General features: G+C 74.5%; 26 protein-coding genes. 11 read left to right on the top strand and 15 right to left on the bottom strand.

Annotated elements, in window-relative coordinates; genetic code table 11:
- Positions 1–94 precede the first annotated feature (94 nt).
- Genes ACH4UM_RS37325 through hypA form a run of 3 tightly spaced genes read left to right on the top strand, consistent with a single transcriptional unit; the run spans position 95 to position 1,642 of the window.
- Positions 95–688, top strand: a complete 594-nt coding sequence (locus ACH4UM_RS37325; RefSeq protein WP_398189688.1) for a NifU family protein — start codon at positions 95–97, stop codon at positions 686–688.
- Positions 685–1,281: a DUF5947 family protein gene (locus ACH4UM_RS37320; RefSeq protein ID WP_398189686.1), complete on the top strand. Its 597-nt coding sequence runs from the start codon at positions 685–687 to the stop codon at positions 1,279–1,281. The genes ACH4UM_RS37325 and ACH4UM_RS37320 overlap by 4 nt, the downstream gene beginning before the upstream one ends.
- 4 nt (positions 1,282–1,285) lie before the next feature.
- Positions 1,286–1,642: a hydrogenase maturation nickel metallochaperone HypA gene (gene hypA / locus ACH4UM_RS37315; RefSeq protein ID WP_398189683.1), complete on the top strand. Its 357-nt coding sequence runs from the start codon at positions 1,286–1,288 to the stop codon at positions 1,640–1,642.
- A 65-nt stretch (positions 1,643–1,707) separates the two neighbouring features.
- On the opposite strand, the gene hypE is transcribed toward hypA, so the two are convergent.
- The 8 genes from hypE to ACH4UM_RS37275 all read right to left on the bottom strand — a co-directional run bounded on the left by hypE (position 1,708) and on the right by ACH4UM_RS37275 (position 10,394).
- On the bottom strand, positions 1,708–2,697 hold the full coding sequence (gene hypE, locus ACH4UM_RS37310) for a hydrogenase expression/formation protein HypE (protein WP_398189696.1): 990 nt from the start codon (positions 2,695–2,697) through the stop codon (positions 1,708–1,710).
- Between the two features lie 85 nt (positions 2,698–2,782).
- Positions 2,783–3,961: a hydrogenase formation protein HypD gene (gene hypD, locus ACH4UM_RS37305; RefSeq protein ID WP_398189680.1), complete on the bottom strand. Its 1,179-nt coding sequence runs from the start codon at positions 3,959–3,961 to the stop codon at positions 2,783–2,785.
- Positions 3,958–4,293 carry a HypC/HybG/HupF family hydrogenase formation chaperone gene (locus tag ACH4UM_RS37300; RefSeq protein ID WP_398189677.1) on the bottom strand — a complete coding sequence of 112 codons (336 nt, stop codon included), beginning with the start codon at positions 4,291–4,293 and terminating at the stop codon, positions 3,958–3,960. The genes hypD and ACH4UM_RS37300 overlap by 4 nt, the downstream gene beginning before the upstream one ends.
- A gap of 86 nt (positions 4,294–4,379) precedes the next feature.
- The gene (hypF, locus tag ACH4UM_RS37295) at positions 4,380–6,752 is read right to left on the bottom strand and encodes a carbamoyltransferase HypF (RefSeq protein ID WP_398189675.1); all 2,373 of its coding nucleotides are present in this window, start codon (positions 6,750–6,752) and stop codon (positions 4,380–4,382) included.
- On the bottom strand, positions 6,749–7,552 hold the full coding sequence (gene hypB, locus ACH4UM_RS37290; protein ID WP_398189672.1) for a hydrogenase nickel incorporation protein HypB: 804 nt from the start codon (positions 7,550–7,552) through the stop codon (positions 6,749–6,751). The genes hypF and hypB overlap by 4 nt, the downstream gene beginning before the upstream one ends.
- A gap of 98 nt (positions 7,553–7,650) precedes the next feature.
- On the bottom strand, positions 7,651–8,253 hold the full coding sequence (locus tag ACH4UM_RS37285) for a hydrogenase maturation protease (RefSeq protein WP_398189669.1): 603 nt from the start codon (positions 8,251–8,253) through the stop codon (positions 7,651–7,653).
- A complete protein-coding gene (locus ACH4UM_RS37280) occupies positions 8,250–9,959 on the bottom strand; it encodes an enoyl-CoA hydratase-related protein (RefSeq protein WP_398189666.1) in 1,710 nt (569 codons plus the stop codon). Before ACH4UM_RS37280 ends, ACH4UM_RS37285 begins: the two co-directional genes overlap by 4 nt.
- Before the next feature lie 66 nt (positions 9,960–10,025).
- A complete protein-coding gene (locus tag ACH4UM_RS37275; RefSeq protein WP_398189663.1) occupies positions 10,026–10,394 on the bottom strand; it encodes a hypothetical protein in 369 nt (122 codons plus the stop codon).
- 77 nt (positions 10,395–10,471) lie between these two features.
- Between ACH4UM_RS37275 and ACH4UM_RS37270 the strand changes: the two genes are divergently transcribed.
- The gene (locus ACH4UM_RS37270; RefSeq protein WP_398189661.1) at positions 10,472–10,837 is read left to right on the top strand and encodes a transglycosylase family protein; all 366 of its coding nucleotides are present in this window, start codon (positions 10,472–10,474) and stop codon (positions 10,835–10,837) included.
- A 38-nt stretch (positions 10,838–10,875) separates the two neighbouring features.
- Here ACH4UM_RS37270 and ACH4UM_RS37265 read toward each other — a convergent pair whose 3' ends face one another.
- From ACH4UM_RS37265 to ACH4UM_RS37255, 3 genes are all read right to left on the bottom strand, one after another.
- On the bottom strand, positions 10,876–11,454 hold the full coding sequence (locus tag ACH4UM_RS37265) for a hypothetical protein (protein WP_398189658.1): 579 nt from the start codon (positions 11,452–11,454) through the stop codon (positions 10,876–10,878).
- A gap of 102 nt (positions 11,455–11,556) precedes the next feature.
- Entirely contained in the window at positions 11,557–12,438 is an 882-nt protein-coding gene (locus tag ACH4UM_RS37260; RefSeq protein ID WP_398189655.1) for a YegS/Rv2252/BmrU family lipid kinase, read from the bottom strand.
- 118 nt (positions 12,439–12,556) lie between these two features.
- Complete coding sequence (locus ACH4UM_RS37255) at positions 12,557–14,152, bottom strand: FAD-binding oxidoreductase (protein ID WP_398189652.1); 1,596 nt, start codon at positions 14,150–14,152, stop codon at positions 12,557–12,559.
- Between the two features lie 97 nt (positions 14,153–14,249).
- Between ACH4UM_RS37255 and ACH4UM_RS37250 the strand changes: the two genes are divergently transcribed.
- Positions 14,250–14,885 carry a TetR/AcrR family transcriptional regulator gene (locus tag ACH4UM_RS37250; RefSeq protein ID WP_398189649.1) on the top strand — a complete coding sequence of 212 codons (636 nt, stop codon included), beginning with the start codon at positions 14,250–14,252 and terminating at the stop codon, positions 14,883–14,885.
- The gene (locus ACH4UM_RS37245; protein ID WP_398189646.1) at positions 14,882–16,495 is read left to right on the top strand and encodes a glycerol-3-phosphate dehydrogenase/oxidase; all 1,614 of its coding nucleotides are present in this window, start codon (positions 14,882–14,884) and stop codon (positions 16,493–16,495) included. Before ACH4UM_RS37250 ends, ACH4UM_RS37245 begins: the two co-directional genes overlap by 4 nt.
- A 369-nt stretch (positions 16,496–16,864) precedes the next feature.
- On the opposite strand, the gene ACH4UM_RS37240 is transcribed toward ACH4UM_RS37245, so the two are convergent.
- Positions 16,865–17,392, bottom strand: coding sequence for a hypothetical protein (locus tag ACH4UM_RS37240; RefSeq protein WP_398189693.1), 528 nt, complete (start codon positions 17,390–17,392; stop codon positions 16,865–16,867).
- Positions 17,393–17,668: 276 nt separating this feature from the next.
- The gene (locus tag ACH4UM_RS37235; protein WP_398189643.1) at positions 17,669–17,959 is read right to left on the bottom strand and encodes a hypothetical protein; all 291 of its coding nucleotides are present in this window, start codon (positions 17,957–17,959) and stop codon (positions 17,669–17,671) included.
- Positions 17,960–18,092: 133 nt separating this feature from the next.
- Between ACH4UM_RS37235 and ACH4UM_RS37230 the strand changes: the two genes are divergently transcribed.
- Both ACH4UM_RS37230 and ACH4UM_RS37225 read left to right on the top strand, forming a co-directional pair.
- A complete protein-coding gene (locus ACH4UM_RS37230; RefSeq protein ID WP_398189640.1) occupies positions 18,093–18,557 on the top strand; it encodes a low molecular weight protein-tyrosine-phosphatase in 465 nt (154 codons plus the stop codon).
- Positions 18,554–19,441 carry a fructosamine kinase family protein gene (locus ACH4UM_RS37225; protein WP_398189637.1) on the top strand — a complete coding sequence of 296 codons (888 nt, stop codon included), beginning with the start codon at positions 18,554–18,556 and terminating at the stop codon, positions 19,439–19,441. The genes ACH4UM_RS37230 and ACH4UM_RS37225 overlap by 4 nt, the downstream gene beginning before the upstream one ends.
- A 218-nt stretch (positions 19,442–19,659) precedes the next feature.
- On the opposite strand, the gene ACH4UM_RS37220 is transcribed toward ACH4UM_RS37225, so the two are convergent.
- A complete protein-coding gene (locus ACH4UM_RS37220) occupies positions 19,660–20,121 on the bottom strand; it encodes an SRPBCC family protein (protein WP_398189634.1) in 462 nt (153 codons plus the stop codon).
- A 37-nt stretch (positions 20,122–20,158) separates the two neighbouring features.
- Positions 20,159–21,586, bottom strand: coding sequence for an alkaline phosphatase family protein (locus ACH4UM_RS37215; protein WP_398189632.1), 1,428 nt, complete (start codon positions 21,584–21,586; stop codon positions 20,159–20,161).
- Between the two features lie 458 nt (positions 21,587–22,044).
- Between ACH4UM_RS37215 and ACH4UM_RS37210 the strand changes: the two genes are divergently transcribed.
- The 3 genes from ACH4UM_RS37210 (at position 22,045) to ACH4UM_RS37200 (ending at position 26,309) form a co-directional block, all read left to right on the top strand.
- Positions 22,045–22,518, top strand: a complete 474-nt coding sequence (locus ACH4UM_RS37210) for a hypothetical protein (RefSeq protein ID WP_398189630.1) — start codon at positions 22,045–22,047, stop codon at positions 22,516–22,518.
- A gap of 207 nt (positions 22,519–22,725) precedes the next feature.
- The gene (locus ACH4UM_RS37205) at positions 22,726–23,418 is read left to right on the top strand and encodes a GAF and ANTAR domain-containing protein (protein WP_398189627.1); all 693 of its coding nucleotides are present in this window, start codon (positions 22,726–22,728) and stop codon (positions 23,416–23,418) included.
- 263 nt (positions 23,419–23,681) lie between these two features.
- On the top strand, positions 23,682–26,309 hold the full coding sequence (locus ACH4UM_RS37200; RefSeq protein WP_398189624.1) for a SpoIIE family protein phosphatase: 2,628 nt from the start codon (positions 23,682–23,684) through the stop codon (positions 26,307–26,309).
- Positions 26,310–26,343: the final 34 nt, after the last annotated feature.

Raw genomic sequence — 26,343 nt, 5'->3', positions numbered from 1 at the left:
AGCTTCGACCCCTGCCTCCCCTGCGGCGTCCACATGTACATCGGCAACGGCAAAACCCTCACCACCCACCACACCCCCACCTACGGAGCCAACCATGGCTGACGCCGACCGGGAGCCGGCCGGCGGGCGGCTCGCGGACCCGGACGTCGAGGCGCGGCTCGCCCGGGTCGACGAGCTGCTGGCGGGGCTGGAGGACGCGCCCGGTCCGACCGTGCGCTCCGCGCTGGAGGCGGTGGGGCTGCTGACCGAGGTCTACGGCGAGGCGCTGGCCCGGGTCCTGGACCACACCGGCGAAGAGCGGGCCCGGCGGCTGGCCGAGGACGAACTGCTCGGACATCTGCTGGTGCTGCACGGGATCCATCCGGAGTCCGCCGAGCGCCGGGCCGCCCGCGCGGTCGAACGGCTGCGGCCCGCCGTGCAGGAGCGCGGCGGTGACGTGGAGTGGGCCGGCGTGGACGGGCTGGTGGCCCGCGTCCGGCTGACCTCGGGCGGCGGGTGCGGTTCCGGGTGCGGCGGCGGCGTGCCGGACGTCACCGAGGCGGTCCGCGCGGCAGTGCTGGCCGCCGCTCCGGAACTGACGGCGGTGGAGCCACTGCCGAGCGCCCCCGAGCGGCGGACGGCTCCCGCGTTCGTACCACTGGAGACGCTCGCGCGCCGGGGCGCGTCCGGGGCGCGGGAGGCGCGGTGACCATGGACGGGGCGCTGGCCCGTGTCATCCGCTCCTCGGCCGGACGGACGGCGACGGCCCGCGCCGAGGCGTGCGACCTGTGCGCCGCACCGGTGCCCGGGGAGCACCCCCATCTCTACGACACCACGGAGGCGGAGCTGCGGTGCGCCTGCGGCCCCTGTTCGGTGCTGTTCGCCGGCAAGAGAGCCGGCGGCGGGCACTTCCGGCTCGTCCCCCGGCGCCGTATCCGGCTGCCCCGGGTCGACACCGCGGCCCTGGGTGTGCCGGTCGGCCTGGTCTTCTTCGTGCCGCGCGCCGACGGCACGGTCACCGCACAGGGGCCGAGCCCGGCGGGAGCCATGCGGTGGGAGGTGGACGCGGCGGCCTGGCGGCGGCTGGCAGCCGTACGTCCACAGCTCGCTTCGATGGAGGCCGACGTGGAGGCGCTGCTGGTGAACACCGTGCACGGCTGCGACCACCACTGGATCGTGCCCATCGACGACTGCTTCCGCATGGTCGCCGTCGTCCGCCGGCAGTGGCGGGGCCTGTCGGGCGGGAGCCGGGTGTGGCCCGCCGTCGAGGAGTTCTTCGCGGAACTGACCGAACGGCAGTGAGCACATGCACGAGTTGTCGATCGCGACCGCGATCGTGGAGCGGGCGGGCGAACTCGCCCGTGCCGACGGGGCGGATGCCGTCTCGGCGGTGACGGTGCGGGTGGGCGAGCTGGCCGGTGTCGTGCCGGACGCCCTGGAGTTCGCCTTCGAGGTGGCCCGGCAGGGCACCGCGCTGGACGGGGCCCGGCTGGTGGTCGAGCAGGTCACCGCGCGGGCGTACTGCGCCCCGTGCGCCGATGAGTTCCCGGTGGGCATGCCCCCGTTCTTCTGGTGCCCGCGCTGCGACCGGCCGTCCCAGGAGCTGCGCAGCGGACGGGAGTTGGACATCACCGGGATCGAGGCCGGACCGGCCCCGCCCTGACCCGCCGCCCGGAACGCGGCGACCCCGCCGGTGCCCGGCGCACCGGCGGGGTCGCTGTGTCCGGGTCAGCAGATGCGGGGCAGTTGCTCGCCGAGCGGCAGGTCGACGACCCGGGTGCCGCCGAGCCCGGTGGAGGCCACGACCATGCCGGGGTGTTCGGCGACGCACTCGCCGATGAGCGCGGCGCCGCCGCCCTGCGGATGGGCGCGCATCGCCGCCAGGACCGCCTCGGCCCCGGTGGGCGGCACGAAGGCGACGAGCCGGCCCTCGTTGGCGACGTAGAGCGGGTCCAGGCCGAGGAATCCGCAGGCGCCCGCCACCGCTTCCGGGACCGGGATGGCGCGCTCGCGCAACCGGACGCCGGTGCCGGAGGCGCGGGCGATCTCGTTGAGGGACGCGGCGAGCCCGCCCCGGGTGGGGTCGCGCAGCACATGGATGTCCGGGGTGACGGCCAGCATGGCCGCCACCAGGTCCGCCAGCGGCGCGGTGTCGCTGGCGACCTCGACCCCGAACTCCAGGCCCTCCCGGACGCTCATGACCGCCACACCGTGGAGGCCGATCGGACCGCTGACGATGACGACGTCGCCCGGCCGGGCCCGCTGCGGGCGGATGTCCACCCCTTCGGGCACGAGACCGACGCCGGTGGTGGTGACGTACACGCCGTCGCCGTGCCCGCTCTCCACCACCTTGGTGTCGCCGGTGGCCACGGTGACGCCCGCGGCCTCGGCCGCCGCGCCCATGGCGCGTGCGATCCGGTCGACGACGGTCAGCTGCACGCCCTCCTCCAGCACGAAGGCCGCGGAGAGGTAGGCGGGCCGGGCACCGCTCATCGCCAGGTCGTTGACGGTGCCGTTGACCGCCAGGTCGCCCAGGCTGCCGCCGGGGAAGAACAGCGGCCTGACGACGTAGGAGTCGGTGGAGAACGCCAGCCGGGCACCGCCCAGGTGGAGGACTGCGGAGTCGCCCATGGCGGCGAGGGTGGGGTTGCCGTACGCCGGGGCGAAGACGTCCTGGATCAGTTCGGCGGACAGGGCGCCGCCTCCGCCGTGCCCCATCACCACGACCGGCTGGTCGCGCAGGGGTGCGGGGCAGGTCCAGTTCACGGGGTCGACGGGGGCCTCGGCCGCCGCGGAAGCCAGTTCAGCCAACGGGGTTCATCTCCTCCTGCGGGATACGGGAGCCCTGCGCCGCCCGGGCGGCCCGCGGGGCCGAAGCGGTTTGCGGGGCCTGTCCGTTCATCCGGCGGTACAGGTAGTAGGCCGCGCAGGCGCCCTCGTTGGAGACCATGGTGGCGCCGAGCGGGGTGCGCGGGGTGCAGGTGGTGCCGAAGGCCGGGCACTCGGTGGGCTTGATCAGCCCCTGCAGCACCTCGCCGGCACGGCACACGGCGGGCTCCTCGGTGCGGATCCCGGCGACGTCGAAGCGGTGCTCGGCGTCGTGGGCGCGGAAGGCGTCCGACAGCCGCCAGCCGCTGGCGGGAATGAGTCCGATGCCGCGCCAGGACCGGTCGGCGACCTCGAAGACCTCCTCCAGCATGCGCAGGGCGGCCGGGTTGCCCGTCTCGCGCACCGCGCGCGGGTAGGCGTTCTCCACCCGGTGCTCGCCGCGCTCCAGCTGGTGGACCGCGCGGCGGATTCCCTCGAGGATGTCCAGCGGTTCGAAGCCGGTGACCACGATCGGGACGCGGTGCCGTTCGGCCAGGTCCGGGTACTCGGCGGTGCCCATGACGCTGCACACGTGCCCCGCGGCCAGGAAGCCCTGCACCCGGCAGGCCGGCGCCGTCATGATGGCCTCGATCGCCGGGGGCACCCGGACGTGGGAGACCAGGAGGCTGAAGTTGTCCAGGCCCAGGCGGCGGGCCTGGTGCACGGCCATCGCGTTGGCGGGGGCGGTCGTCTCGAAGCCGATGGCGAAGAACACCACCTGCCGGTCGGGGTGCTGCCGGGCCAGCTGCAGGGCGTCGAGGGGCGAGTACACCACCCGTACGTCACCGCCCTCGCCCTTGACCCGGAACAGGTCCCGGTCGGTGCCCGGCACCCGCAGCATGTCGCCGAACGAGCAGAAGATCACCCCGGGACGCGAGGCGATCTCCAGCGCCTTGTCGATGACCTCGAGCGGGGTCACGCACACCGGGCAGCCGGGGCCGTGGATCAACTCCACTTCCTCCGGGAGAAGTTGGTCGATGCCGTGGCGGATGATCGAGTGGGTCTGGCCGCCGCAGACCTCCATCAGCGCCCACGGCCGGGTGACCGTGGCGCGGATCTCGTCCAGCAGGTTCCGGGCGAGCTCGGGGTCGTTGAACTCGTCGATGTACTTCATCGGGCCTCGCTCCCGCTTCCCTCGCGTTCCGCGGCCCCGGCCGGTTGCGGGGCCACGTTCCCGGACTGCTCGGCCGCCTGCTGCCAGGCGTCGCCGAACTCCTCCTCCAGCAGCCCCAGTTGCTCGAACAGCTCCAGGGAGGCCCGGGCCGACTCCTCGTCCAGCCGTTGCAGGGCGAAGCCGACGTGGACGATCACGTACTCCCCCACCCGGAGGTCGGGCAGGTACTCCAGACACGCCTGTTTCTGCACCCCGCCGAAGTCGATCAGGCCGGTGAGCGGGTCGGCGCGGTGGTCGATGGACACGACCTTGCCGGGCACTGCCAAGCACATGGGTCACTCCGTCTCGTCGCTGTCTGCGGGCCGCCGGTTGCCCGGTCCGCGGGTTGTCCGGTCCGCCGGGCGTCGGCCCGGCCGGCTCATACGGCGGCCCCCGGGCGCCGCGCGTCCTGTCGCCCGTGCGCCGCGACCACGAGCTGGCCGAGTGCCAGCCCGCCGTCGTTCGGCGGGACTTCGCCGTGGCGCAGCACGGTGAAGCCGTCCGCGGCCAGCAGGGCCGTACACTCCTCCTCCAGCAGGCCGTTGGCGTGGACGCCGCCGCTGAGGACGACGGTGGTCAGTCCGGCGGACCCGCGGGCGCGCCGGCAGATCTCCGCGACGGCACGCGCGACGCCCCGGTGGAAGCGCGCAGCGAGAACCGGTGCGGGAGTGCCGCGCCGCCGGTCGGCCAGGAGTGCCTCCAGCATCGGCGCGGGGTCGCAGCCGAGCGGGCCCGGGCCGGCGCTGATGCCGAAGGGGTACGCAGCACCGTCCGCGTCGTGGGCCTCGGCCGCCGCAGCCTCCAGTTCCAGCGCCGCCTGTGCCTCGTATCCCGCGCGCTGGCACACGCCCACCAGGGAGGACACGGCGTCGAAGAGCCGCCCCATGCTGGAGGTCGGCACACAGGCCAGTCCCCGCTCCAGCTGCCTTTTCAGCACGGTCAGTTCCTCGGGTGCGCAGGCGGCGACGCTGGGCAGGTGGGGTTCCCACGGCAGTCCCGCGGCCCACAGCCGGGCCAGCGCCAGGCGGCAGGGGTTGGCCACTCCGGCATCGCCGCCGGGCAGGGGGGCCGGGGTCAGGTGGGCGAAGCGGCGGTAGCCGGCGTAGTCGGCGAGCAGCACCTCACCGCCCCAGACGGTGCCGTCGTCGCCGTACCCGGTGCCGTCGAACGCGACGCCGATCACGGGCGTGCCGCCGTCGAGGCCGTGTTCGGCCATGGCCGAGGCGATGTGCGCGTGGTGGTGCTGGACGAACACGGGCTCCCGGACCGGCAGTTGTGCGGCCCGGTCGCGCGCCCAGCGGGCCGAGTGATAGCCCGGGTGCCGGTCGGCGGCCACCAGCGCCGGGATGACGCCGGTCAGACGCAGCAGATGCCGCTCGGCCCGCCGGGCGGCCTCGAGGGTGGTCAGGTCGCCCATGTCGCCGATGTGCGGGCCGAGCCAGGCCTGGTCGCCCTCGCCGGCACAGGGGGCGTTCTTCAGGTCGCCGCCCACCGCGAACGCGGGACGCACCGGAACCGGCAGCCGCACGGGGCGGGGCACATAGCCGCGGGAGCGGCGCAGCACCTGCTCCGTGCCATCCGGCCGCACCCGCAGCAGCGAGTCGTCGCACGGGGAGGAGATGGGCCGGTCGTGGGCGAGCCAGGCGTCGGCCAGCCCGGCCAGCCGGGTCAGCGCCTCGCCGTCGTCCGTGACGATGGGCTCGCCGGAGCGGTTGCCGCTGGTCATGACCAGCACGCGGGGACCGGGCGGATCGCCGGGCAGCCCGAACAGCAGGCTGTGCACCGGGGTGTAGGGCAGCATCACACCGATGTGGGGGCTGCCGGGACACACCTCGTCGGCAAGACGGAGACCGCCGGTCCGGGCGCCTCGGCGCAGCAGGACGATGGGGCGGCGGGGGCCGGTGAGCACGGCCCGTTCGCGCTCGGTCGGGCCGGCGATGCGCTGCACGGTGTCGAGGTCCGCGCACATGACCGCGAACGCCTTGCCGCCCCGGTTCTTGCGGGCGCGCAGGGTGGCGACGGCGCGGGCGTCGGTGGCGTCGCAGGTCAGGTGGTAGCCGCCGACGCCCTTGACGGCGACGATCCGCCCCGCGGCGAGCAGGGCCCGGGCCCCCGCCAGGGCCCCGGCGCCCCGGGCCGGGCGGACGCCGCTGCCGCCGGCCGGTACCAGGGTCAGCCGGGGGCCGCAGCCGGGGCAGGCCACGGGCTGGGCGTGGAAGCGCCGGTCGGCGGGGTCGGCGTACTCCCGGGCGCAGGCGGGACACATCGGGAAGCCGGCCATGGTGGTGGCCACCCGGTCGTACGGCATGCCGGTGGCGATGGTGAAGCGGGGGCCGCAGTGGGTGCAGGTGATGAAGGGGTGCCGGTGCCGGCGGTCGGCCGGGGCGGCCAGCTCCGCGAGGCAGTCGGCGCAGGTCGCGGTGTCGGGCGGGAGCTGGGTCCGCCCCGTGGACTGTTCGGTGGGGCGGATGGCGAACGGGGCGGTGGCTCCGGTGGCGGGCAGGTCCTCGTGTCCGATGCCGGTCACCGCGGCCAGCGGCGGCGGCTGCCGGGCCAGCCGGTCGCAGAACCTGGCGACGCCCTCCGGCGGGCCCTCGACCTCGATGAGCACTCCGCCGGCGGTGTTGCTCACGAAGCCGGTCAGCGCCAGGTCGGCGGCCAGGCGGTGCACGTACGGGCGGAAGCCCACGCCCTGCACCGTGCCGCGCACGGTGAGCCGGCGGCGTACCGGGCCGGTCGGCGGCGCGGTCATGAGACGGGCGCGGTCGCCGGGTGTGGATGCGCGGGGTGGTCGGGGTCCTGGCCGGGGTCCTGACCGCGGCTCTTCTCGCCGGCCGGTTCGTGGACGTGGCTGTGAGCGTGGGGGTGCGGCGCGAGGGGCGGGTGGTGCGGCGGGGCTCCGTCGCGGGCGGCGAGCGCCCGTTCCAGCAGGGCGTCGACGCCGTCGCCGGTGCGGGCACAGGACCGTACGATCTCCACCCCCGGGTTGACCCGGTGCACGTTGCCCCGGAAGGTGTCCTCGTCGAAGCCGGCCGCTGCGGCCAGGTCCGTCTTGGTGACCACGACCAGGTGGGCGGACCCGAAGGCGGTCGGGTACTTCAGCGGTTTGTCCTCGCCCTCGGTCACCGCCATCAGCACGATCCGCAGCGTCTCGCCGAGGTCGTACGACGCCGGGCAGACGAGGTTGCCCACGTTCTCCACGAAGAGCACGGCGGTGTCCGCCGGCAGCCAGCCCTCCAGCCGGGTGCGCACCTGCCGGGCCTCCAGGTGGCACAGCCCGTCGGTGAACACCTGCTGCACCGGCGCGCCCGAACGGGCCAGCCGGCGGGCGTCGTTCTCGGTCGCCAGGTCCGCGGTGAGCGCGGCCACCGGGACGTCCTGTTCCACCGCATGGGCCAGTACCCGGCCCAGGAGTTCGGTCTTGCCGCTGCCCGGGCTGGACAGCAGGTTGACCAACGCCAAGCCCTGCCGGGCCAGATCGCCGCGCAGGGTGGCGGCCAGGTCGTCGTTCTTGGCGAGGACGGCCTGCTTGACGTCGACGGACCGGCACATGGCGCTGCTCCTCGGGGTGGGCTCACGGGCTGCTCAGGGGGCTGCTCAGGCAGGAGGGACCCGGGGTTTCCCGGTCCGCGAGGACGAGCCCGGTTCTGTCACCGATCTTCGGCCGCGTCGGTCACGAGGTGCGGCAGCGCAGCCGTGAGCGGCGGCACGGATTCCTCCGGGCGGCCCAACGACGGGGTGGCCGCGGGGTCGGCGAGCAGCACCGGCACCATCGTGTGCAGCGCCCGCACCGCCCCGTCGACGGCCTGACGCACCGGGGCGCTGAGGCCGCCGAGGATGTCCTCGTCGCCGCTCGGGACCACCAGGGGCTCGCAGGCGAGTACCAGCACGCGCGGCAGCGGCCCGTCCCCGAGGTGCGCGGCCAGGGCCAGCACCTTGGCCGGGTCCATGCCGTGGGCCTCCGGCGGGGCGGCGCCGCACGCCGCGGCGCCGGGCAGCTCCGCCTCGATCAGGGACAGGGTACCGGGCCGGTGGCCGCGCGGGGCCGCGTCGACCAGGACGGCGGCGTCGTATCCGTCGTGCAGTTCGTAGGCGAGGTCCAGGCCGCGGATGCCGAAGTCCCGCACCCGCACCTCGGCGGGCAGCGGGCGGGCGTCGAGGGCCTTGATCACCTCGGGGCCGAAGGCGTCGTCGCCGAAGAAGATGTTGCCGACGCCTGCGACCAGCAGCCGGGTTGGTGACGGCGGGGTCATCGGATGCCTCCGGGGTGCGGGGAGCCGGCCGGGGAGAGGGGGCGGACCGAGGCGCCGGGCACCTTGCGGACGAAGGCCGAGCGCAGCGCGTGGTAGGGGGCCTGTTGGTCGAAGAAGATGTCGTGCATACGGGCCAGTTCGGCGCGGCGGTGGTCGGACAGGGGCCGTGCCGCCTCGTCCCGTTCGCGGGCCGCCGCCTTGGCCTCGATCCGCGCGCCGAGGTCCGCCGCGCCGGCGAGGGCGGCCGCCGCGCGGTCGACCTCGGCCCCGAACTGTTGTGCGGGGACGGGCAGGAGACGGTCCACCAGGCCGAGGCCGGCGGCGGTGTGGGCGCTCACCGGCAGGGCATCGGTGATCAGCCGCTCGGCGGTGCGCGCACCGACCCGGCGCGGCAGGCTGTAGGTCCAGTACTCCGAGCCGTACAGGCCCATCCTGCGGTAGTGCGGGTTGAGGACGGCACCCGTACGGCACCAGACCTCGTCGGCGGCGAGGGCCAGCATGACGCCGCCCGCGGCCGCGTTGCCGCCGAGCGCGGCGACCACCAGCCGGTCGGTGGTGTTCAGCACCGCCTCGACGAGGTCGTCGACGGCGTTGAGGTTGGTCCACGACTCGGCGGCCGGGTCGGGGGCCGCCTCGATGACGTTCAGGTGGATGCCGTTGGAGAAGAAGTCACGGGTCCCGCCGAGGACCAGGACGGAGGTGGGGCGGGTGAGGGCGTACCGGTAGGCGGCGAGCAGCCTGCGGCACTGGTCGGTGCTCATCGCGCCGCCGGGGAAGGAGAAGGCCACGAAGCCGGCATCGCCGCGCTGCCGGTAGCGGATGTCGCTCCAGGTGCGCCGCCCGGGCGGCAGTTCGAGCGGGACGGTGGACGCCGGGAGCGAGGTGGGGCCGAGGACCGAGGCGGCCGGGCGTTTGAACGGTGCCGGATCGCCGGAGTTCCTGCGCGGCCTGAGTTCCGGGATCCACACGGCACCGTCACGGGTGGCCCGGCACACCGCTCCCGCGCGGGTGGCGAGCAGTTCGCCGGGGCGTCCGCGCAGCCGGTCCTCGGGGTGGCCGCCGTGCAGGAAGAGTTCCCGGCCGAGGAGTTCGTCGAGCACGCCCGGCTGCGAGTCGGCCCCGCGCAGCTTGCGCAGCACGGTGTCGGTGGTGTCCTTCTCCCAGTCGATGCGCCGTCGTCCCTGGCGCAGGAAGTCGCGCCACACGACGCGGATCGAGGGATCGTTCTGCGGGTGCGGCTTGAACGCGCCGTCCGCGTAGCGCCGCACGGCCAGGAGCAAGGCGGCCACCGCGGCGTCGGACGCCTCGTTGCGGTACAGGTCGCTCTTGCCCACCGGGGCCGTCTCGAACGGCATCGCCGCCCAGACGTCGCCGGCGTCCATCCCCGCCTCGGCCTGCAGGACCGTCACGCCCCACCGCGGCACCCCGTCGGCGATCGCCCAGTCCAGGGACGACGGGCCGCGGTCGCCGGGGGGACCGGGGTGCACCACGAGGCAGGTGTGCTCCCGCCAGAGGTCCTCCGGCAGCGCCGTCCTCAGCATCGGCGCGACGATCAGCTCAGGGCGCGTCTCGCGGACGGCGGCTCGGACGGCGTCGGGGCCGTGCGTGGCGAGGACGACGTCCACCCGGTGTCCGTGGTCGGACAGTTCGGCGTAGACACGCTGGGACAGGCTGTTGAACGCGCTGGCGACGAGCAGAATGTCCATGACGGGGCATGGTGGCCGCTTCGGTGGGTGCCGGGAAGGACCCCGGCGGCGTTTCGTCCGCCTCGGTCAGGTCTCTTCCTCCATCCGGATCGCTTTTCCCAGCTCTTCGTAGGCGGGGCTCCGCTCGTCCTTGTTCATCTCCAGCAGGGCCCCGGCCAGGGCGTCGAGCTTGCGCTGGATGGCGTGCTCGGCTCGCATCTCGGAGTTCTTCAGCAAGGCGAGCAGCAGCAGCGTCACGGCGGTCATGGACTCTCCCGCCAGCAGCAGCAACTCCACGTCCAGATGGGCCGCGTGGGCGGCGACGAAGAAGCCGACGAGGAGCAGGCAGACGAGGAAGAACAGCGGGGAGCTGGTGAAGTTGGAGGCGTACTCCGCGAGCTGCTCGAACCGGCCGCGCTGCGGGCCGCCGCGCTGAACGGGGCTCTTGAAGGTCATGAGCGAGCCCTACCCGCTCGCGGGCCACCGGCGTGCCGCCTGGCCACTTTCTGTTCATATGATGTAACAGTCTGCATATGATCTGGCAGCAGAACATCGACAGGGTCCCCGGCCGTCGCCCTCGTCGCCACGCACTGCGCGGGGCGCTGCTGGCCGCGGCCACCACCGCCGCAGTGGCCGGAGGGCCGGTGGCTACAGCGCTCCCGGCCGGGAGTCCCCGTGCCGACTGGGACTCCATCGCCGCCTGCGAGTCCGGTGGCAACTGGAGGGCCAACACCGGCAACGGGTACTACGGCGGGCTGCAGTTCGCCCAGTCCAGCTGGGTCGCGGCCGGCGGGCTGCAGTACGCCTCCCGGGCCGACCTGGCCACGCGCGTGGAGCAGATCGCCGTGGCCAGGCGGCTGGCCTTCCTCCAGGGGATGTCGGCCTGGGGCTGCGCCTGACGCCGAACGGGGCACATGAAAGCGCCCGTTGCTTCGCCCTACGCCGGGAGTCGCCCCTCGGGCGGTTCCGGGCGCGCGCGGCGACGGGCCGCCGCCTCGGCGCGTTCCGCCCGGGCCAGGAGACGGGCCCGCCTTCGCGGATACCAGCCCAGGTCCAGCAGACAGAGCGCGACCAGCAGCCAGGACGCCACGGCCTCACCCCAAGACCCGCTCAGGGTGTCGCTCACCGCGAGGGCCACCGCCACCACGGTGAGCAGCAGGACGACCCACCGGCGCGTCCGCTCCTGCGCGCAGGAGCGGCGCAGCGCCTCGGCGTATACCAGGACGGCGGGCGCCAGGCGGGGATCAACGGTGTCCTCGCCGTGCCGGGTGGCGCGCACGACCGCCGCGCGGTCGGCGGTGTCCAGCTCCTTGGCGCCGGGCCAGGCCCGGCCCATCCGGCGGGCCGTCCTGATGCCGTACAGGGGGCTCAGCACCAGAAGGGCAGCGGCGGCGGCCACCCACGAGGCCGACTCCACCACGACGAAGGCGGCGAGGAGGACGCCGGCCGAGAGGCCGGCGGTCAGTGCCCTGCGGACCGGGCTCCCCCGCCACACCCAGCCCGGAACGAGAACCACACGTCCATGCTGACGATCAGCGGCTCCCGGGGCAATCACCGCACCGGCGCGTCGGCCCGGGGCCAGGACACCACCCCGGCCCCGGGCCCGGCTGGCGGGGGTTCAGCACAGCACGGCGAGCGCGCCCGGCAGCACCCGGGCCGTGACGGGAAGGACGGCGTCGACCTCGCCGTCGGCGCCGTAGGGCACTTCACGGTCGGCCGCGACACGGATGTGGCTGCCGCGCAGGATCCGCACCTCCGGCCGGCCCACGTGCCCGCCCGACTTCAGCTCGTTCATCAGGGTGAAGAAGAGCCGGCGCGGCGCCTCGCGGATCATCACCACGTCGAGCAGGCCGTCGTCGACACGGGCGCCGGGGGCGATCATGCGGCCGGAGCCGTAGAAGGCCGAGTTGGCGGCCACCACGGTGTAGCCGCGGTGGGTGTGCTCCTCGCCGTCGACGGTGACGTGGTAGGTCGCCGGGCGCCAGCCGGCGACGGCACGCAGTCCGCCCGCGTAGTAGGAGGCGGCGCCGCGCAGCAGCCTCGCCCGGTTGGCGTGCCGGTTGGCGAGCGCGTCGACGCCCGCGTACACGCTGCCGAGGACGACCGTGCGGGAGTGGACGGCCGACTCCACCTCGATGGTGTCGATGTCGCGCGGGGCGTTGTGGAGCAGTACCCGGGCGAGCTCGCCCGGGTCGGTGGGCAGCCCGAGCGCGCGGGCGAAGTCGTTGCCGCGGCCGGCCGGGACGAGTCCGAGGAGGATGCCGGTGCCGCTGAGGGCCCCGCCGATACCGCCGGCCATGCCGTCGCCGCCCACGGCGAGGACCACGCGGCCCCGGGCCCCGGCCTGCCGGGCGAGGTCCTGGGCGTGGGCGAGGCTGCGGCTGTACTCGGTCTCCAGTTCGGCGCCCGCCTCCCGCAGCAGCCGCGCCACCTGCAGCAGTGCCGCGGCGCCCGCGGCTCCGCCCGCGGTGGGGTTGACGATGGCGGTGAACTGTCGCATCGGTGGGCCTCCGGGGCGGGACGGGGTCGTGGCGGGCGGTGGGGTGGCAGGTACGGGCGCGGACCGGGGAGCCCGCGGCCGGCGCCGTTCGATCGCGGACGGCGCGGTTCGGCGGGCATCAGTCGAGGGGCAGGAGTACGCCGGGGTTGAGCAGTCCGGCGGGGTCCAGGCAGCGTTTGACGGCCCGCAGGGCCTGGACACCGAGCGGTCCGGCCTCACGGACGTACCAGTCGCGGTGGTCGGTGCCCACGCCGTGATGATGACTGATGGTGCCGCCCGCGGCGAGGATGGCCTCGTTGGCGGCCCGCTTGGCGGGTGCCCAGTGTGCCACGGGGTCCTCGCCCTGGGCCGAGACGACGGTGAAGTACAGCGAGGCGCCGTTCTCGTAGACGTGGGAGATGTGGCACATCACCAGCGGCGGGGTTCCGGCCCCGCTGAGCGCCGTGGTGAGCGCCTCGCGGACGGCGGAGTACAGCTCCGGCACCCGGGACCAGAAGGCGGCGGTCTCCAGGGTCTCGGCGAAGGCGCCCGCGTCCAGCAGGGAGTCGCGCAGGTACGGCGCCGAGTAGCGGCCGTGGGCCCAGCGCTCGCCCGGTTCCTCGCCCAGGTAGGTGCCGCCGCACTCGCGCAGGACGGCCGCGGCCCGCTCCCTGCGGTGGGCGGTGTCCTCGGCGGTGCCCTCGTAGCCCGCGATCGCCTGGCAGCCGGCGGACGGCTGCGCCTGCGAGGCGCCGATGGCGTCGGGCTGGGCGAGTCCGATCAGCGTCTCCGTCTCGTCGGACAGACGCAGCACGGTCGGCCGTGGCCCGTCCTGGGCGAGCCGGCGCAGGGCGGTGGCGCCCTCCTCGAAGGAGGCGAAACGCCAGCCCTCGTAGACGCGGGTCTGCGGCAGGGGCCGCAGGCGCACGGTCACCGAGGTGATCACGCCGAACGCCCCTTCGGAGCCAAGGACGAGCTGACGCAGGTCCGGTCCGGCCGCCGAGCGCGGGGCGCGGCCGATCTCGAGGGTGCCCTCGGGGGTGGCGAGGGTGAGGGCGAGGACCATCTCGTCGAAGCGGCCGTAGCCGGCGGACGCCTGTCCGCTGGAGCGGGCTGCCGCGAAGCCGCCGATGGTGGCCCACTCGTAGGACTGCGGGAAGTGGCCGAGGGTGAAGCCGTGCGCGGCGAGAAGCTCCTCGGCCTGCGGGGCGCGCAGCCCGGGTTGCAGGGTCGCGGTGCGCGAGACGGGGTCGAGGTCGAGCAGGCCGTCCATGCGGCGCAGGTCCAGGGCGACGAAGGGGTGCCGCCGCTCGGGGGCGAGCCCGCCGACGACGGAGGTGCCGCCGCCGAAGGGCACCAGGGCCAGGTCATGGGCGGTGCAGGCACGCAGGACGGCGAGTACGTCGTCGTGGCTCGCGGGCAGCACCACGGCCGCCGGGACGTCGGTGACGTCGCCGGTGCGGATGCGCAGCAGATCGGGGGTGGACTTGCCGCGGGTGTGGCGGATCCGGGAGTCGGCGTCGGTGCGGACGTACGCCTCGTCCGCGACCGCGTCGAGCAGGGCGGCTCGCGCGGTCGCGGTCAGCGGCGATTGGGGAACGGGGATCTCGTCCAGGGAGACCGGTCCGGCGCCGAGGGGCTTGACGCCGAGCAGGTCGCGCAGCAGTCCGATCACCGTGTCGGGCAGCGGTGTGGCCTTGGCCGGGTCGCCCCAGCCGCTCCACAGCATGTCCATGCGGGTTGTTCCTCACCGGTCGTGTCGAAGGGTGCCGTGTCCTGCGCTGTTCCCGGGAGACCGCTGCGCGGCCTCGCGGGGCGTTACACTGTGACACATGACGCCTATTCGTCACAACAGTGTGGACGGCCCGGACGGCTCCGACCGCCCGGCCGGCCCCGACAGCGACCCCGTGCTCGACGCCGTGCGCGACTGCGTCCTGGCCGTCGGCGTCCGCCGTACGACCCTCACGGACGTGGCCCGCCGCGCCGGCGTTTCCCGGATGACGCTCTACCGGCGCTGGCCCGACGTACGGTCCCTGGTGGGCGACCTGATGACACGGGAGTGGATCGGCGTGGCCACCCGGGCGATGCCCGAACGCCGGCCGGGCACCGAAGCCCGCACGCTGATAGTCGACGGGCTGGTGGCAGGGGTGGCGGCGTTCCGCGCCCACCCGCTCTTCCGCAAGATCGTCGACGTGGACCCCGAGCTGCTGCTCCCCTACGTGCTGGACCGGCGCGGGGCCAGCCAGGAGGCTCTCCTCGCCCTGCTCATGGACGGCCTGCGCGAGGGCCACGCCGACGGCTCGGTGCGCGCCGCCCCTTGCGCGCGGCAGGCGCGGTCCCTGCTGCTGGTCGTCCAGTCCTTCACGCTGTCGCTGCGCACGATGACCGACGAGGACGACCCCGAACTGACCGACGAGGCATTCCTCGCGGAACTGCGGACCATCCTGGAGAGGACCCTGACGCCATGAGCTCCAGCAGCATCCCCGCCCCTTCGGGACGGCCGGCTCCGGACTCCTCCCTGACCGCCGCCCGCCGCTCGCGCGACCTGGCCCGGACCGTCGGCGGTCCGGCCGTGGACGTCCTGGTCGTCGGGCTCGGCGCGACCGGTGCCGGGGCGGCGCTGGACGCGGCGGCCCGGGGGCTGAGCGTCGCCGCGATCGACGCGCACGACCTGGCCTTCGGCACCTCCCGCTGGAGCTCCAAGCTCATCCACGGCGGGCTGCGCTACCTCGCCTCCGCGCAGCTGGACGTGGCCCATGAGAGCGCGGTCGAGCGGGGTGTGCTGATGGAGCGCACCGCTCCCCATCTGGTCGGCGCCCAGCCGTTCGTCCTGCCTCTCACCCCGCTCGTCTCGCGCGCCCAGGCCGCCCTGGCCTGGGCGGGCTTCCGCGCCGGCGACGGCCTGCGGCTGGCGGCGCGCACCGCCCGAGCCACCCTGCCGGCCCCGCGCAGGCTGTCCGCAGTGGAGACCCGGCACCTCGCGCCCGCGCTGTGCGGGACCGGGCTGCGCGGCGGCCTGCTCTCATGGGACGGCCGGCTCACCGACGACGCCCGCCTGGTCACCGCGGTCGCCCGTACGGCGGCGGCACGCGGCGCCCGGATCCTGACCCGGGTGCGGGCGCTGGAACTCACCGCCTCCGGGGCCCGGATACGTGACGAACTCACCGGCGAGGAAGGCGAGATCAGGGCCCGCGCCGTGATCAACGCCTCCGGTGTGTGGGCGGGCGGCCTGGTGGACGGCATCCGGGTCCGGCCCTCCCGGGGCACCCATCTCGTGCTGCGGACCGACCGCCTCGGTGAGCTGCAGGCGGGGCTGCACATCCCGGTGCCGGGGGAGACCAACCGTTTCGTCCTCGTCCTGCCGCAGGGCGACGGCCGGGTCTACGTCGGGCTCACCGACGAACCCGTCGAGGGCGACATCCCGGACGTCCCGGAGGTCCCCGAGACCGACATCGGCTTCCTGCTCGACGTGCTCGGTTCCGCCCTGGACATGCCCGTCCACCGCGACGACGTGGTGGGGGCCTTCGCGGGCCTGCGCCCGCTGCTGGACACCACGCCGGCGGCCGGGCGGTCCGGCGCGGCGCCCCGGACCGCCGACATCTCCCGCCGGCACGCGGTGCTCACCTCGCCGGACGGCGTGATCACCGTGGTCGGCGGCAAGCTCACCACCTACCGGCGGATGGCAGAGGACGCCGTGGACGCGGCCGTCGCCGCGCGCGGCCTGCCCGCGGGCCCCTCCCCGACCGCCTCCCTCCCCCTGGTCGGTGCCGCGTCACCGCAGGTCCTCGCCTCGCTGCAGGCCCCGCGCCGTCTGGTCCGGCGTCACGGCACCGAGGCACCGGCCGTCCACGCCCTGGGCGTGCGGGACCCGCGACTGCGCGAACCCGTGGTGGAGGGCCACCCCGTCACCCGGGCCGAGCTCGTGTGGGCCGTGCGCCACGAGGGTGCGCTCGACGAGGCCGATCTGCTGGACCGGCGTACGCGCATCGGAGTGGTCCCGGAGGACCGCGCGGCGGCCCTGGCGGCAGCGCGCGAGGTGATGCAGGAGGCGGCGGGCGCGACGCTGGACCGCCCGTGAGCCCCACGGCCGTGACCTGCGGGTCCGTCGGGCCGGGTCAGTTCTTCCGCCCTGGACCGCGCGGCCGTGGGAGCCGGGTCGGTGCCTTCGCCCTGAACCGCGCGGCGCTGGGGGCCGCGTCAGCGCCTCCGGGTATGACGGCGACCTCGGGCCAGTGGTGTTGCGTCCGCGGTGACAGGCGTGATGCGGGTTCCCGAGGGCGCCCGGCGCGGCCGGCACCACCCGGGATCTCGCGGGCTCCACGGCGACGGGGTGCTCGGTAGCGGAGCCCCCTCGGGCCCCGCACGACGGCGGCCCTGGTCCGTGGATCCGTGCCGCCGAACGCGCCGAACGCGCCGCCGAGGTCGCGGCCAAGCCCCAAGCCGCGGCTCAGGCCGCGAGGGCGGGCCCGGACTCCAGGCGGTCCAGGAGCTGGGCGTGGTGCAGGGCGGCCACCGGCGCGAGGAGGTCGGGGTGGCGCAGCAGGGCCGCCGCGCCTCGGTCGCTTTGGTCGGGGTCGGTCAGTCGCCGGAACTCGATCGGCGTCCCCGCCCCGTGGTCGCCCTCGGCGACCGCGGCAACCGCACGGCCGGCCAGCTCGGGGTCGGTGAGCAGGCACGCGGCCCAGCTGGCCACCACCTCGTCCACCCAGGTGCGCCACGCGTGCGTGTCCGTGTCGTGGGCCTCGACGGCGTCCGCGCCGGTGACCCAGTCCAGGCGGGCGGACCCGCCGGGGCCGGCCATCCCGACCAGGGCGGCGTCCGTGGACGTCGGGTAGCGCAGCCAGGCCGCGACCGTCACCGCCTGGCGCGCCTGCACCTCGCACAGGACGGATGCCAGCGCGCCGCCGGACGCCGGGTACGAGCTGGTCAGCCAGTGGGCGGTCGCCGCGATGAGGGGGGAGAGATCTTCGAGCACTGCCGGGCCGTTCGAGCTGTTCACGGACAAAAAGGACTGCGCGAACGGTAGCCCGCGCCCCCGGGTGGGCAATATGGCCCATGCCCCCTCCGGGGCGTGGCTTCCGCCACAATCGCACCCGCCCGGCGACCGGCGGTGCGGCCCTGGGACGGCCTGGGTCCGTGGTGGCGGAGCACCGGGCCGGCCAGGCCGCGGCGGTGAAACGTTCCCCGACGCGGTGCCGGCCAGGAGACGCGTGACCTCCTCCAGCTTGGCGAGTGCCGCTGTCGCCGAGGATCACAACGGGCGCGTCGGTGGGGCACGCCGGCCGCCGCCCAGCGCCGTCTCGCCGCCCTTCCAGGCGCCGATCGCCTTGCCGTGCCGGAACGCCTCGGACAGCACAGCAGGTTCACGCGCGGGCCGGGGGTCGCCTGCCGGGCCGGGGGTCGCCTGCCGGGCCGCGGTCAGACCGGCCTTGGCGTCCCGGGCGCCGTACAGATCGCCTCCCATCCCCGGGGGCAGCCCTGCAGTCCCCTGGATGTCGTACGAGTGCGAGATCCGCGGCTGCTTCCCGGCGGTGCCCGTCACGGCCGTCCTGATCCTGACCAAGTCGCCGTAGCTGCGCGGGGCAGCGGCGCGGGGCGCCGTTGAGGCGGGACGTTGTGATCACGGTGGTGCCGTATGCCGCCGTGCCCACGGGCGTCGACCGTACCCTGAGGCCGTGCACCTCTGTTTCGTCTGCAGTGGGAACATCTGCCGGTCGCCGTCCGCCGCGCTGGTGTTCGCCGAGCACTTGCGCCGGGCCGGGCTGGCCGGCGCGGTGCGGGTCAGCAGCGCCGGGACCGGGCCCTGGCACATCGGGAAGACCATCGACGAGCGGGCCGGTGAGGCGCTGGCGCGGCATGGCTACCCGGTCGGGCACGTCGCCGCCCAGGTCGGCGCCGCGCATCTGGGCGCCGACCTGTTCCTGGCCATGGACCGCGGTCACGAGAAGGTGCTGCGCCGTCTCGTCGAGGATCCCTCCCGGGTGCGGCTGCTGCGCTCCTTCGATCCGGGGGCGACCGGTGACCTCGACGTGCCCGATCCGTACTACGGCGGCCCGGAGGGGTTCGACGAGGTACTGGCCATGATCGAGGCGTCGGTGCCGGGTCTGCTCGCCTGGGTGCGCGAGCACCTCGCCCCGTGACGTCCGGTGCGGTCGCCGGTGCCGGCCGGGACGGGCCGGGTGCCGCGGCGGCCCGGCTGACGGGACGTCCGGTGACCGCCGAGCGCCCGCTGTCCGCCACGCTCGCCGAGGTGACGCTCGACGATGGCCGGGTGGTGATGGTCAAGCGCGGTGACGGCCCGGGCGCGGCACGGGCCGAGGCCGCGGGGCTGCGCTGGCTCGCCGAGGCGGACGCGGTCCGGGTTCCCGCGGTGCACGGCCACGACGATTCCTGGCTGGTGACCGAACGGGTCCCGGCCGGCCGGCCCAGCGCCGGGGCGGCGGTCCGGTTCGGCCATGAGCTGGCCGCCCTGCACGCCGCCGGGGCGCCCGCGTACGGGGCCCCGCCGCCGGGCGGGCCCGAGGAGGCGTACATCGGGAGGGCTCCGATGCGCAACGTGGCCGGCAGCGACTGGCCGCACTGGTACGCCGAACACCGGGTGCTCCCCTACCTGCGCCGCGCGGTCGACAAGGGTGCCCTGCGCAGCGCCGAGGCCGCCGTGATCGAGCACGCCCTGGCACGGCTGCCCGAGCTGGCCGGCCCCGCCGAACCGCCCGCGCGACTGCACGGCGACCTGTGGAACGGCAACGTGCTGTGGGGCGAGGACGGGCGGGTCCGGCTGATCGACCCGGCCGCGCACGGTGGGCACCGGGAGACCGACCTGGCGATGCTGCACCTGTTCGGCTGCCCCCATCTGGACCGGGTGCTGGCGGGGTACCAGGAGGCGGCGCCCCTGGCCTACGGCTGGGCGGACCGCGTCGGGCTGCACCAGCTCTTCCCGCTGCTCGTGCACACGGTGCTGTTCGGACGGGGGTACGCCGGACAGGCGGTCGCGGCGGCCAGGAGCGCGTCCGCCCCGGCATGACCCCGCACGCCCGCCCCGCCCGTCCTGTCCGCCCCGGCCGTCCTGTCCGTCCTGTCCGCCCCGGTCGTCCTGTCCGTCCTGTCCGCCCCGGTCGTCCTGTCCGTCCTGTCCGCCCCGGTCGGGCGCCGTCCATCCCGTCCAGCCAGGTCTCCGCCCCGGCCAGGAGTGCGGCCCGGCGACCGTCCGGGCCAGGAGCGCGTGCCTGGCGACCGTCCCGGCTAGGCGCCGCCCTCCACCAGCGCGGCGAGGTGGTCCAGGGCCATGCGCGTGCCCCGTTCGTTGTCCTCGCGCAGGACGGCGTCGGGGATGCCCTCGTGCCGGATCACGACGTCGGTCCGGCCGTTCACCTCGGTGAGGGACGTGGTCATCGTCATCGTGCCGCGCAGGGCGTCGTCGCCGGTCTCGAACTCGATGACCTCGACGACGAGTTCGTCCGGCACCAGCCGGGCGAAGTACCCCCGGTAGGTGTCCGTGCGGGCGCCCGACTTGCCCGGACGTCCGGGATCGTCGTAGGTCAGGGACACCCGGAACCTGCCGCCCTCACGCGGATCGAACTCGTGCACCTGGCCGGTCATCCCGTCCGGGACACGCCACGCCGCCACCGCGTCCGGGTCGACGAGCGCCCGGTACACGGCGGCGGGCGGGGCCTTCAGGCGCCGCGAGACCGTCGTGGCGTACATGGCGGCACCGTACCGCGCCGGCCCTGCGGCGGGCGGTTCAGCGGTGCGGCCGGTGTCCCCTTTCCTGGCGTGGGAACGTCTGGTCCGCGCCTGGCAGGGTCGGCTTCGGTAGCGTCGCCACCTCCTCCTTGGCCTTCTCCAGCTGCTCCGCCGTGTCGTCCGGCAGCCGCGGCGGGCGCGGGCGGCCGTGGGAGAAGCGGAAGGCGGAGGTGAGGTCGCCGAACGTCTCCCGCCGCCAGTCACTGATGTTCGGCTCCCCGACGCCGGTGAAACGCTCCAGGAACTGCAGCGCCGAGGTGTGGTCGAAGGCCTCCGTCGCGACCCAGCCGCCCACCGTCCAGGGCGAGATGACGATGGCCGGGACCCGGAAGCCGCCGCCGATGGGCAGGCCCCTGACGAACTCCTCCGGGGTGCCGGCGGGCGGAGTCGGCGGCGGCACGTGGTCGAACAGGCCGTCGTTCTCGTCGTAGTTGAGGATGAAGGCGGTCTTGCGCCACACCTTCGGGTTCGAGGCGATCGCCTCGATCTTGGAGGCGACGAAGTCGGCACCGGCGGCCGGCAGGTAGTCCGGGTGCTCGGACTGGTAACTGGTCGGCATGATCCACGACACCGCGGGGAGCCGGTCGTTGCGGGCGTCGTCCTCGAAGGTGCCCTCCGGCTGCGGGCGTACGCCCCGCTCGTACAGGTCGGAGCCGGGCCGCGCGTTCTTGAAGGTGGCGAACTGCTCCAGCATGTTGCAGCCGTAGTCGTCGCTCTGCTGGTACACCTTCCAGCTGATCCCGGCCTCCTGCAGCCGCTCGGCGTACGCCGTCCAGCGGTACGGCGTCGGCGCGACATTGCTGAGGATCGGGCCGCCCTTCGTGCCGCCGGGGTCGATCGTCCCGGTCATCCACATCAGTCGGTTGGGCCAGGTGGGGCCGAAGACCGAACAGAAGTAGTTGTCGCAGATGGTGAAGGTCTCGGCGAGCGCGAACTGAAACGGGATGTCCTCGCGCGTGTAATAGCCCATGACGTAGGGGCCGTTGACGCCGTCGGCCGTGCGGTGCGCGGGCAGCCAGCGGTCCATCCTGCCGCCGTTCCACGCCTCGTGCTGCACCGACCAGGCGTGGCTCGTCGAGGGGATGGCCTGGGCGCTGGAGCGGTGGGTGTCCAGGTGGAAGGGCAGGAGGTAGCCCCTGGGGTTCTCGGCGTCCGGCTGGTAGAAGACGGAGCGCCCGGTGTCGAGCCTGAGTGCGTTCGGGTCGCCGAAACCGCGGACCCCCGAAAGGGTGCCGAAGTAGTGGTCGAACGACCGGTTCTCCTGCATCAGCATCACGACGTGCTCGATGTCGCGCAGTGAGCTGTGCCTGGGCGGTTCGGCTGCGACGGCCTTCCGGACGCTCGGCGGGAGGAGGGAGAGGGCCGCGGCGCCGCCCAGCGCGCCCGCGGCCGAACCCAGGAGTCTACGGCGTGTCAACTCGGCCATGAATGCCCCTTCTTCGACGGGAGAAGCTCTCACGCGTGCCGGTCGGTCCGCCGTTGGGGAGCGGACCGCCGACCACTCTCTGCCCGCCTCGGCGGAAGGAGTCAGGGGCCGGGGGTGAACAGGTGGCCAACGTGCGGGTGAGGGTTGGCCAAGCCGTGACCCGCGACATCCGTGCGTTGCCCGGCCGTTGCCCCGCCTTGGCAATGGGACGGCGCCGCATGGCGGGCGAGGCCGCGGCGGAACGGGGCGGGGTGCGCGGGGCCTCCAACCTCCCGGGGTTGCCCGGTGAATGTCCCGATTTCGTCACCAAGTTCCCCTGGAGCCAATCCGGTTGCCCTTCCTGGCCGTGCACATGCTAAGAAATACGACGTCACAGGCGCGCCGGCCTCCTCACGAGGCGCAACGCGCGTCATGTCGTTCCGGCCCGCAAGGGCCGCAGGGGGAGAGGTATCACCGCAGTGAAGCGCACGCGCACGACCGTCGCTGCCCTGGCCGCAGTCGGAGTTGTCACCGCGGGTCAGCTGGGCCTGGCCGGAGCCGCCTCCGCGGCGACCGCCACGCCGCAGACCTCGGGCTGCCCGATCAACATCGTCTACCCGACCCGGTTCTACGTGGACCACAACGGCTGGGTGACGAACGGCGGCCTGTACTTCGGCATCAAGAGCAAGACCGCCAAGAGCTTCAAGAAGGTCACCTTCACCGTCACCAACGTCAAGAACCTGCGCTTCGGCGCTGCGACGGCCAAGGGCGGCAAGATCAGCCACAAGACGTCGCAGACCGTGTCGGTCTACACCTCGGCCTTCAAGGGCAACGCAAGCCTCGGCTTCAAGGTGCACACGCATCTGCTGAACACCCGCAGCTACAAGCTGAAGTTCACCCTGCACGGTTCCGGCTGGAACTGCGCGGTCAACCAGGGCACGTGGGGTTCCTGACCCGGTCGGGCCCCGATGCGGTGCCCCGGTCCACGCGGCCGGGGCACTGTCCTACCCGGCCGGCACACCACCCGGTGGCGGGGCCGGTTCCATGATCGGCGCTCCGCGCGATGCGCAGGAGGGTGCGCGGTAGGCTGCGAGTACGGGCGGGTGCGGGCGACGTCACCCTTGCACGGTTGGACGCGGCTGGCGGAAGGGTGGGTGCGGATGGACTGGCGTGAGTTTGCCGAGCAGATGGCGCAGCTCGCCCGGCGTCTGCTGGCCCAGGACTCCACTCGGGCGACGCTCGACGAGATCTCCGCCGCGGCGGTCGAGCTGATCGACGGGTGCGATGCCGCCGGCGTGCTGGCCCTGCGCAAGGGCCGCGCCGTGACCCTCTCCGCGTGCGGGGACGTGGTCGAGAGGTCCGACCGGTTGCAGGGAGAGCTGTGTGAGGGACCCTGCTTCGACGCCGCCCGGCGTGTGAACGGCGACCGGCTGTTCCGCATCGCCGACCTGACGCAGCCGCAGCCGGAGTGGCCGAAGTACGCGCCGGCCGCCCGGGACCTCGGCATCGGCAGCATGATGGGCTTCCTGCTCTACACCCAGGACGAGGACTTCGGCGCGCTGAACTTCTACTCCAGCCACCCCGGTGCCTTCACCGGGGACGACGAGACGGCCGGCTGGCTGCTCGCCTCGCACGCCGCCGTGGCACTGGCCAGCGCCCGGACGGTCGACCAGCTGGAGCACGCCCTGGACACCCGGCACGCCATCGGCGAGGCCATGGGCATGCTGCGCGAGCGCCACCGGCTCAGCGAGGACGACGCCTTCGCGGTGCTGCGCCGCATCTCCCAGCACCACAACATCAAACTCCGCGACGTCGCCCAGAGCATCCGCGACGAGGCGCGCAAGCAGTCCTGACGGCCTCTCCTGCCCGGCCCGCCGACACGGCGACCGCCGCCGGGCACCCCGGCACACCGCTGCGTCCCGGCAGCCGCCCAGGTCCGCGGCCGCGAGCGTCCGCTCGCTCCCTGTGACGGGTGCCGCGCGTTCGTGACCGGCCGCCGTCCCGGGACGGCGGCCGGTTCCGCGGTTCCGTGCCGCACGCCGGGTGCGCGGCGGGGGCCTCCTGGCGCATTCTTGCTGTGTCGTCCTCGTGGCGGCGCAGGGACGAGGTAGGGCCTATGACGGGCAGAGCCGAGGAAGCGGACCGGACGACCACGCGGCTGGCCGCGCTGCTGATCGACGCCTCCACCGAGGCGATCAGTGCCGGCGGCGGCCACGCGGGCGGCATCTACCTGCGGTCCGGCACACCTGGGCTGCTGCGGCTGGCCGTGCTCGCGGGGCTGCCGGGTCCGTTGTTCCGGCCCTGGTGGCGGATGCACGTGGACCGCCGGTTCCCGGTCGCCGACGCCTTCCGGCTCGGCCTCCAGGTCGTCCTCCCCAACGCCACCGAGACCATGCGGCGCTACCCGCAGTTCGCGGCCGGCCTGCCCTTCCAGTTCGGATCGCTGTACGTCCCGGTCGTCGGCGCGTCGGGGACCTTCGGGGTGCTGACCGTGCTGCGCCCCGCCGTTGCGGACGCCACCGAGGTACTGTCCTGCCGTGACCGCGTCGTCCGCCTCGCCGAGAACCTGGGTGCGGCGCTGACGGAACTGGAGGAGGACGAGCCGTCGGCCGTGGTCTGGGACGGAGAGCCCCTGTGCGTGCGCCCGCCCGCCGCCCGTGGCTTCGAGGGCCGGATCGGACGGTTCACCTGGGACCCGGCGACCGACCTGGTCACCGCCGATGACCACTGCGGCGCCCTGCTCGGGGTGCCCGCCGCGGATTTCCCCGCCACCGGTCACTCGCTCGCGGCCGCCCTGGCCAGTGACGACGGCCACCACGTGCTGACCGCGCTGCGGCAGACGGCCGCGGGCAGGCCACCCACCCTGCCGCTGCCCGTGCACACCGGGGACGGCGCGCTGCGGCTGATGGAGTTCTGGACCTCGTACGCCGCGCCCTCGCCCGGCACGTACCGGGTGAGCGGCACCCTGCGCGATCCCGGTCCGGGCCCGGTGGGAGACGCCGCGGCCGATCTGCTGCCCGACGGCGTGTTCTGCCTGGACCGGCTGGGCACCATCGTCTACGCCAATCCGCGCGCCGCGCAGCTCCTGGGCCGGCCGCGGAGCTGTCTGGTGGGCCGCTCGCTCTGGGAGAGCGTGCCGTGGCTCGACCACCCGACGTCCGAGGACCACCTGCGCGCGGCCCTGCTCTCGCCGGAACCGGTGCGCTTCCACGCCAGACGGCCACCGGCGAAGGACCGGGCAGCGCCCGGGAAACGGCACGAGGGCAGCCTGCTCGCGCTGACCGTCCATCCCGGCCTGGACCTGCTGACGTGCACCGTCCGCCCGGGCGACCACGTGTCCGGTGTGGCCGATGTGGCCGACATGGCAGATGCGGCCGATGTGGCCGACATGGCCGACATGGCCGAGAGGCCCATCGGCCCGGACACCGCCCCCGACACCCTGTCCGCCGCGCCTGAGAGCGCCGAGGAGTCCGTCGCCGGATCCCCCGCGCCGGTCCCCGGCACGGCGGCCCATCTGTACCGTCCGATCGTCCTCGCCATCGCGCTGACCGAGGCCGTCACCGCCCGCCAGGTGTCGGCCGTGGTCATGCAGGAGCTGCTGCCGGCGTTCGGCGGCAACCGGCTCGCCATCTACCTGCTGCAGGAACAGCACCTGTACCTGGCCTGGGAGACCGGCTTCCCCAAGGGCTTCCTCAGCCCCTTCGAGGGGGTCGGGCTCGACGCCCACATCCCCGGGGTCGAGACGCTCACCACCGGCCGCCCGCTGTTCTTCGACTCCATGCGGCAGCTGGGGGAGGCCTACCCCGGCCTCGCCCTGGACGCCGAGGTGGGCTCCCGGGCCTTCCTGCCGCTGATCGCCTCGGGCCGTCCGGTCGGCTCCTGCATCCTGGGCTTCGACCGTCCGCGCCGCTTCAGCGGCGAGGAGCGCACCGTCCTCACGGCACTCGCCGGGCTGATCGCCCACGCGATGGAGAAGGCGCAGCGCTACGACACCGAGGCCGCCCTCGCCCGCGGGCTGCAGCAGGCGCTGCTGCCCCGGCGGCTGTCGGCGCACCCGGAGGTGGAGACCGCGGGGCGCTATCTGCCGGGCACTCAGGGCATGGAGGTCGGTGGGGACTGGTACGACGTGGTGACGGCCGGGGACGGTCTGGCGCTGGTCATCGGGGACGTCCAGGGGCACGGGGTGCAGGCGGCCGCCACCATGGGCCAACTGCGCAGCGCGGTGAAGGCCTTCGCGCTCGGCGACCAGCCCCCCGACGAGGTGATGAGCGGCACGAACCGCCTGCTCATCGACCTCGATCCGGGCCAGTTCGCGAGCTGCTGCTACATCCGCCTGGACCCGGCCACGGGGCTGGCCAGGGTCGCCCGGGCGGGACACCCGATGCCGCTCCTGCGGCACCCCGACGGCCGCACCGAGGTCTGCGACGTACCCGGCGGTGTGGTCCTCGGGGTGGACGGCCACGCCCAGTATCCCGTGGGTGAACTGCGGCTGGAACGCGGCGCGATCCTGGCCCTGTACACCGACGGGCTGGTGGAGCGGCCCGGGCTGGACATCGACGACGGCATCAGCGCGCTGCGGGTCGCCCTGGCACGGGTGGGCGCGGCCGCCGGCCGCCCGTCCGGGCAGTCGCTGACGAGCGTCGCCGACCGGCTCACGGCGACAGCCCGGCACACCGCCGACCGGCCCGACGACATCGCGCTGCTGCTCGCCATGCGGCGGACCGCGCCCGGGCAGCGGCACTGAGGTCCCTCCCGCAGGCCCGCGCTGGACCGCCACC

The sequence above is a fragment of the Streptomyces sp. NPDC020801 genome, from assembly GCF_044334385.1.
Classification (GTDB): domain Bacteria; phylum Actinomycetota; class Actinomycetes; order Streptomycetales; family Streptomycetaceae; genus Streptomyces.
Note: the sequence above shows the minus strand (reverse complement) of the source record. Positions and strands in the feature narration are given on the sequence as shown.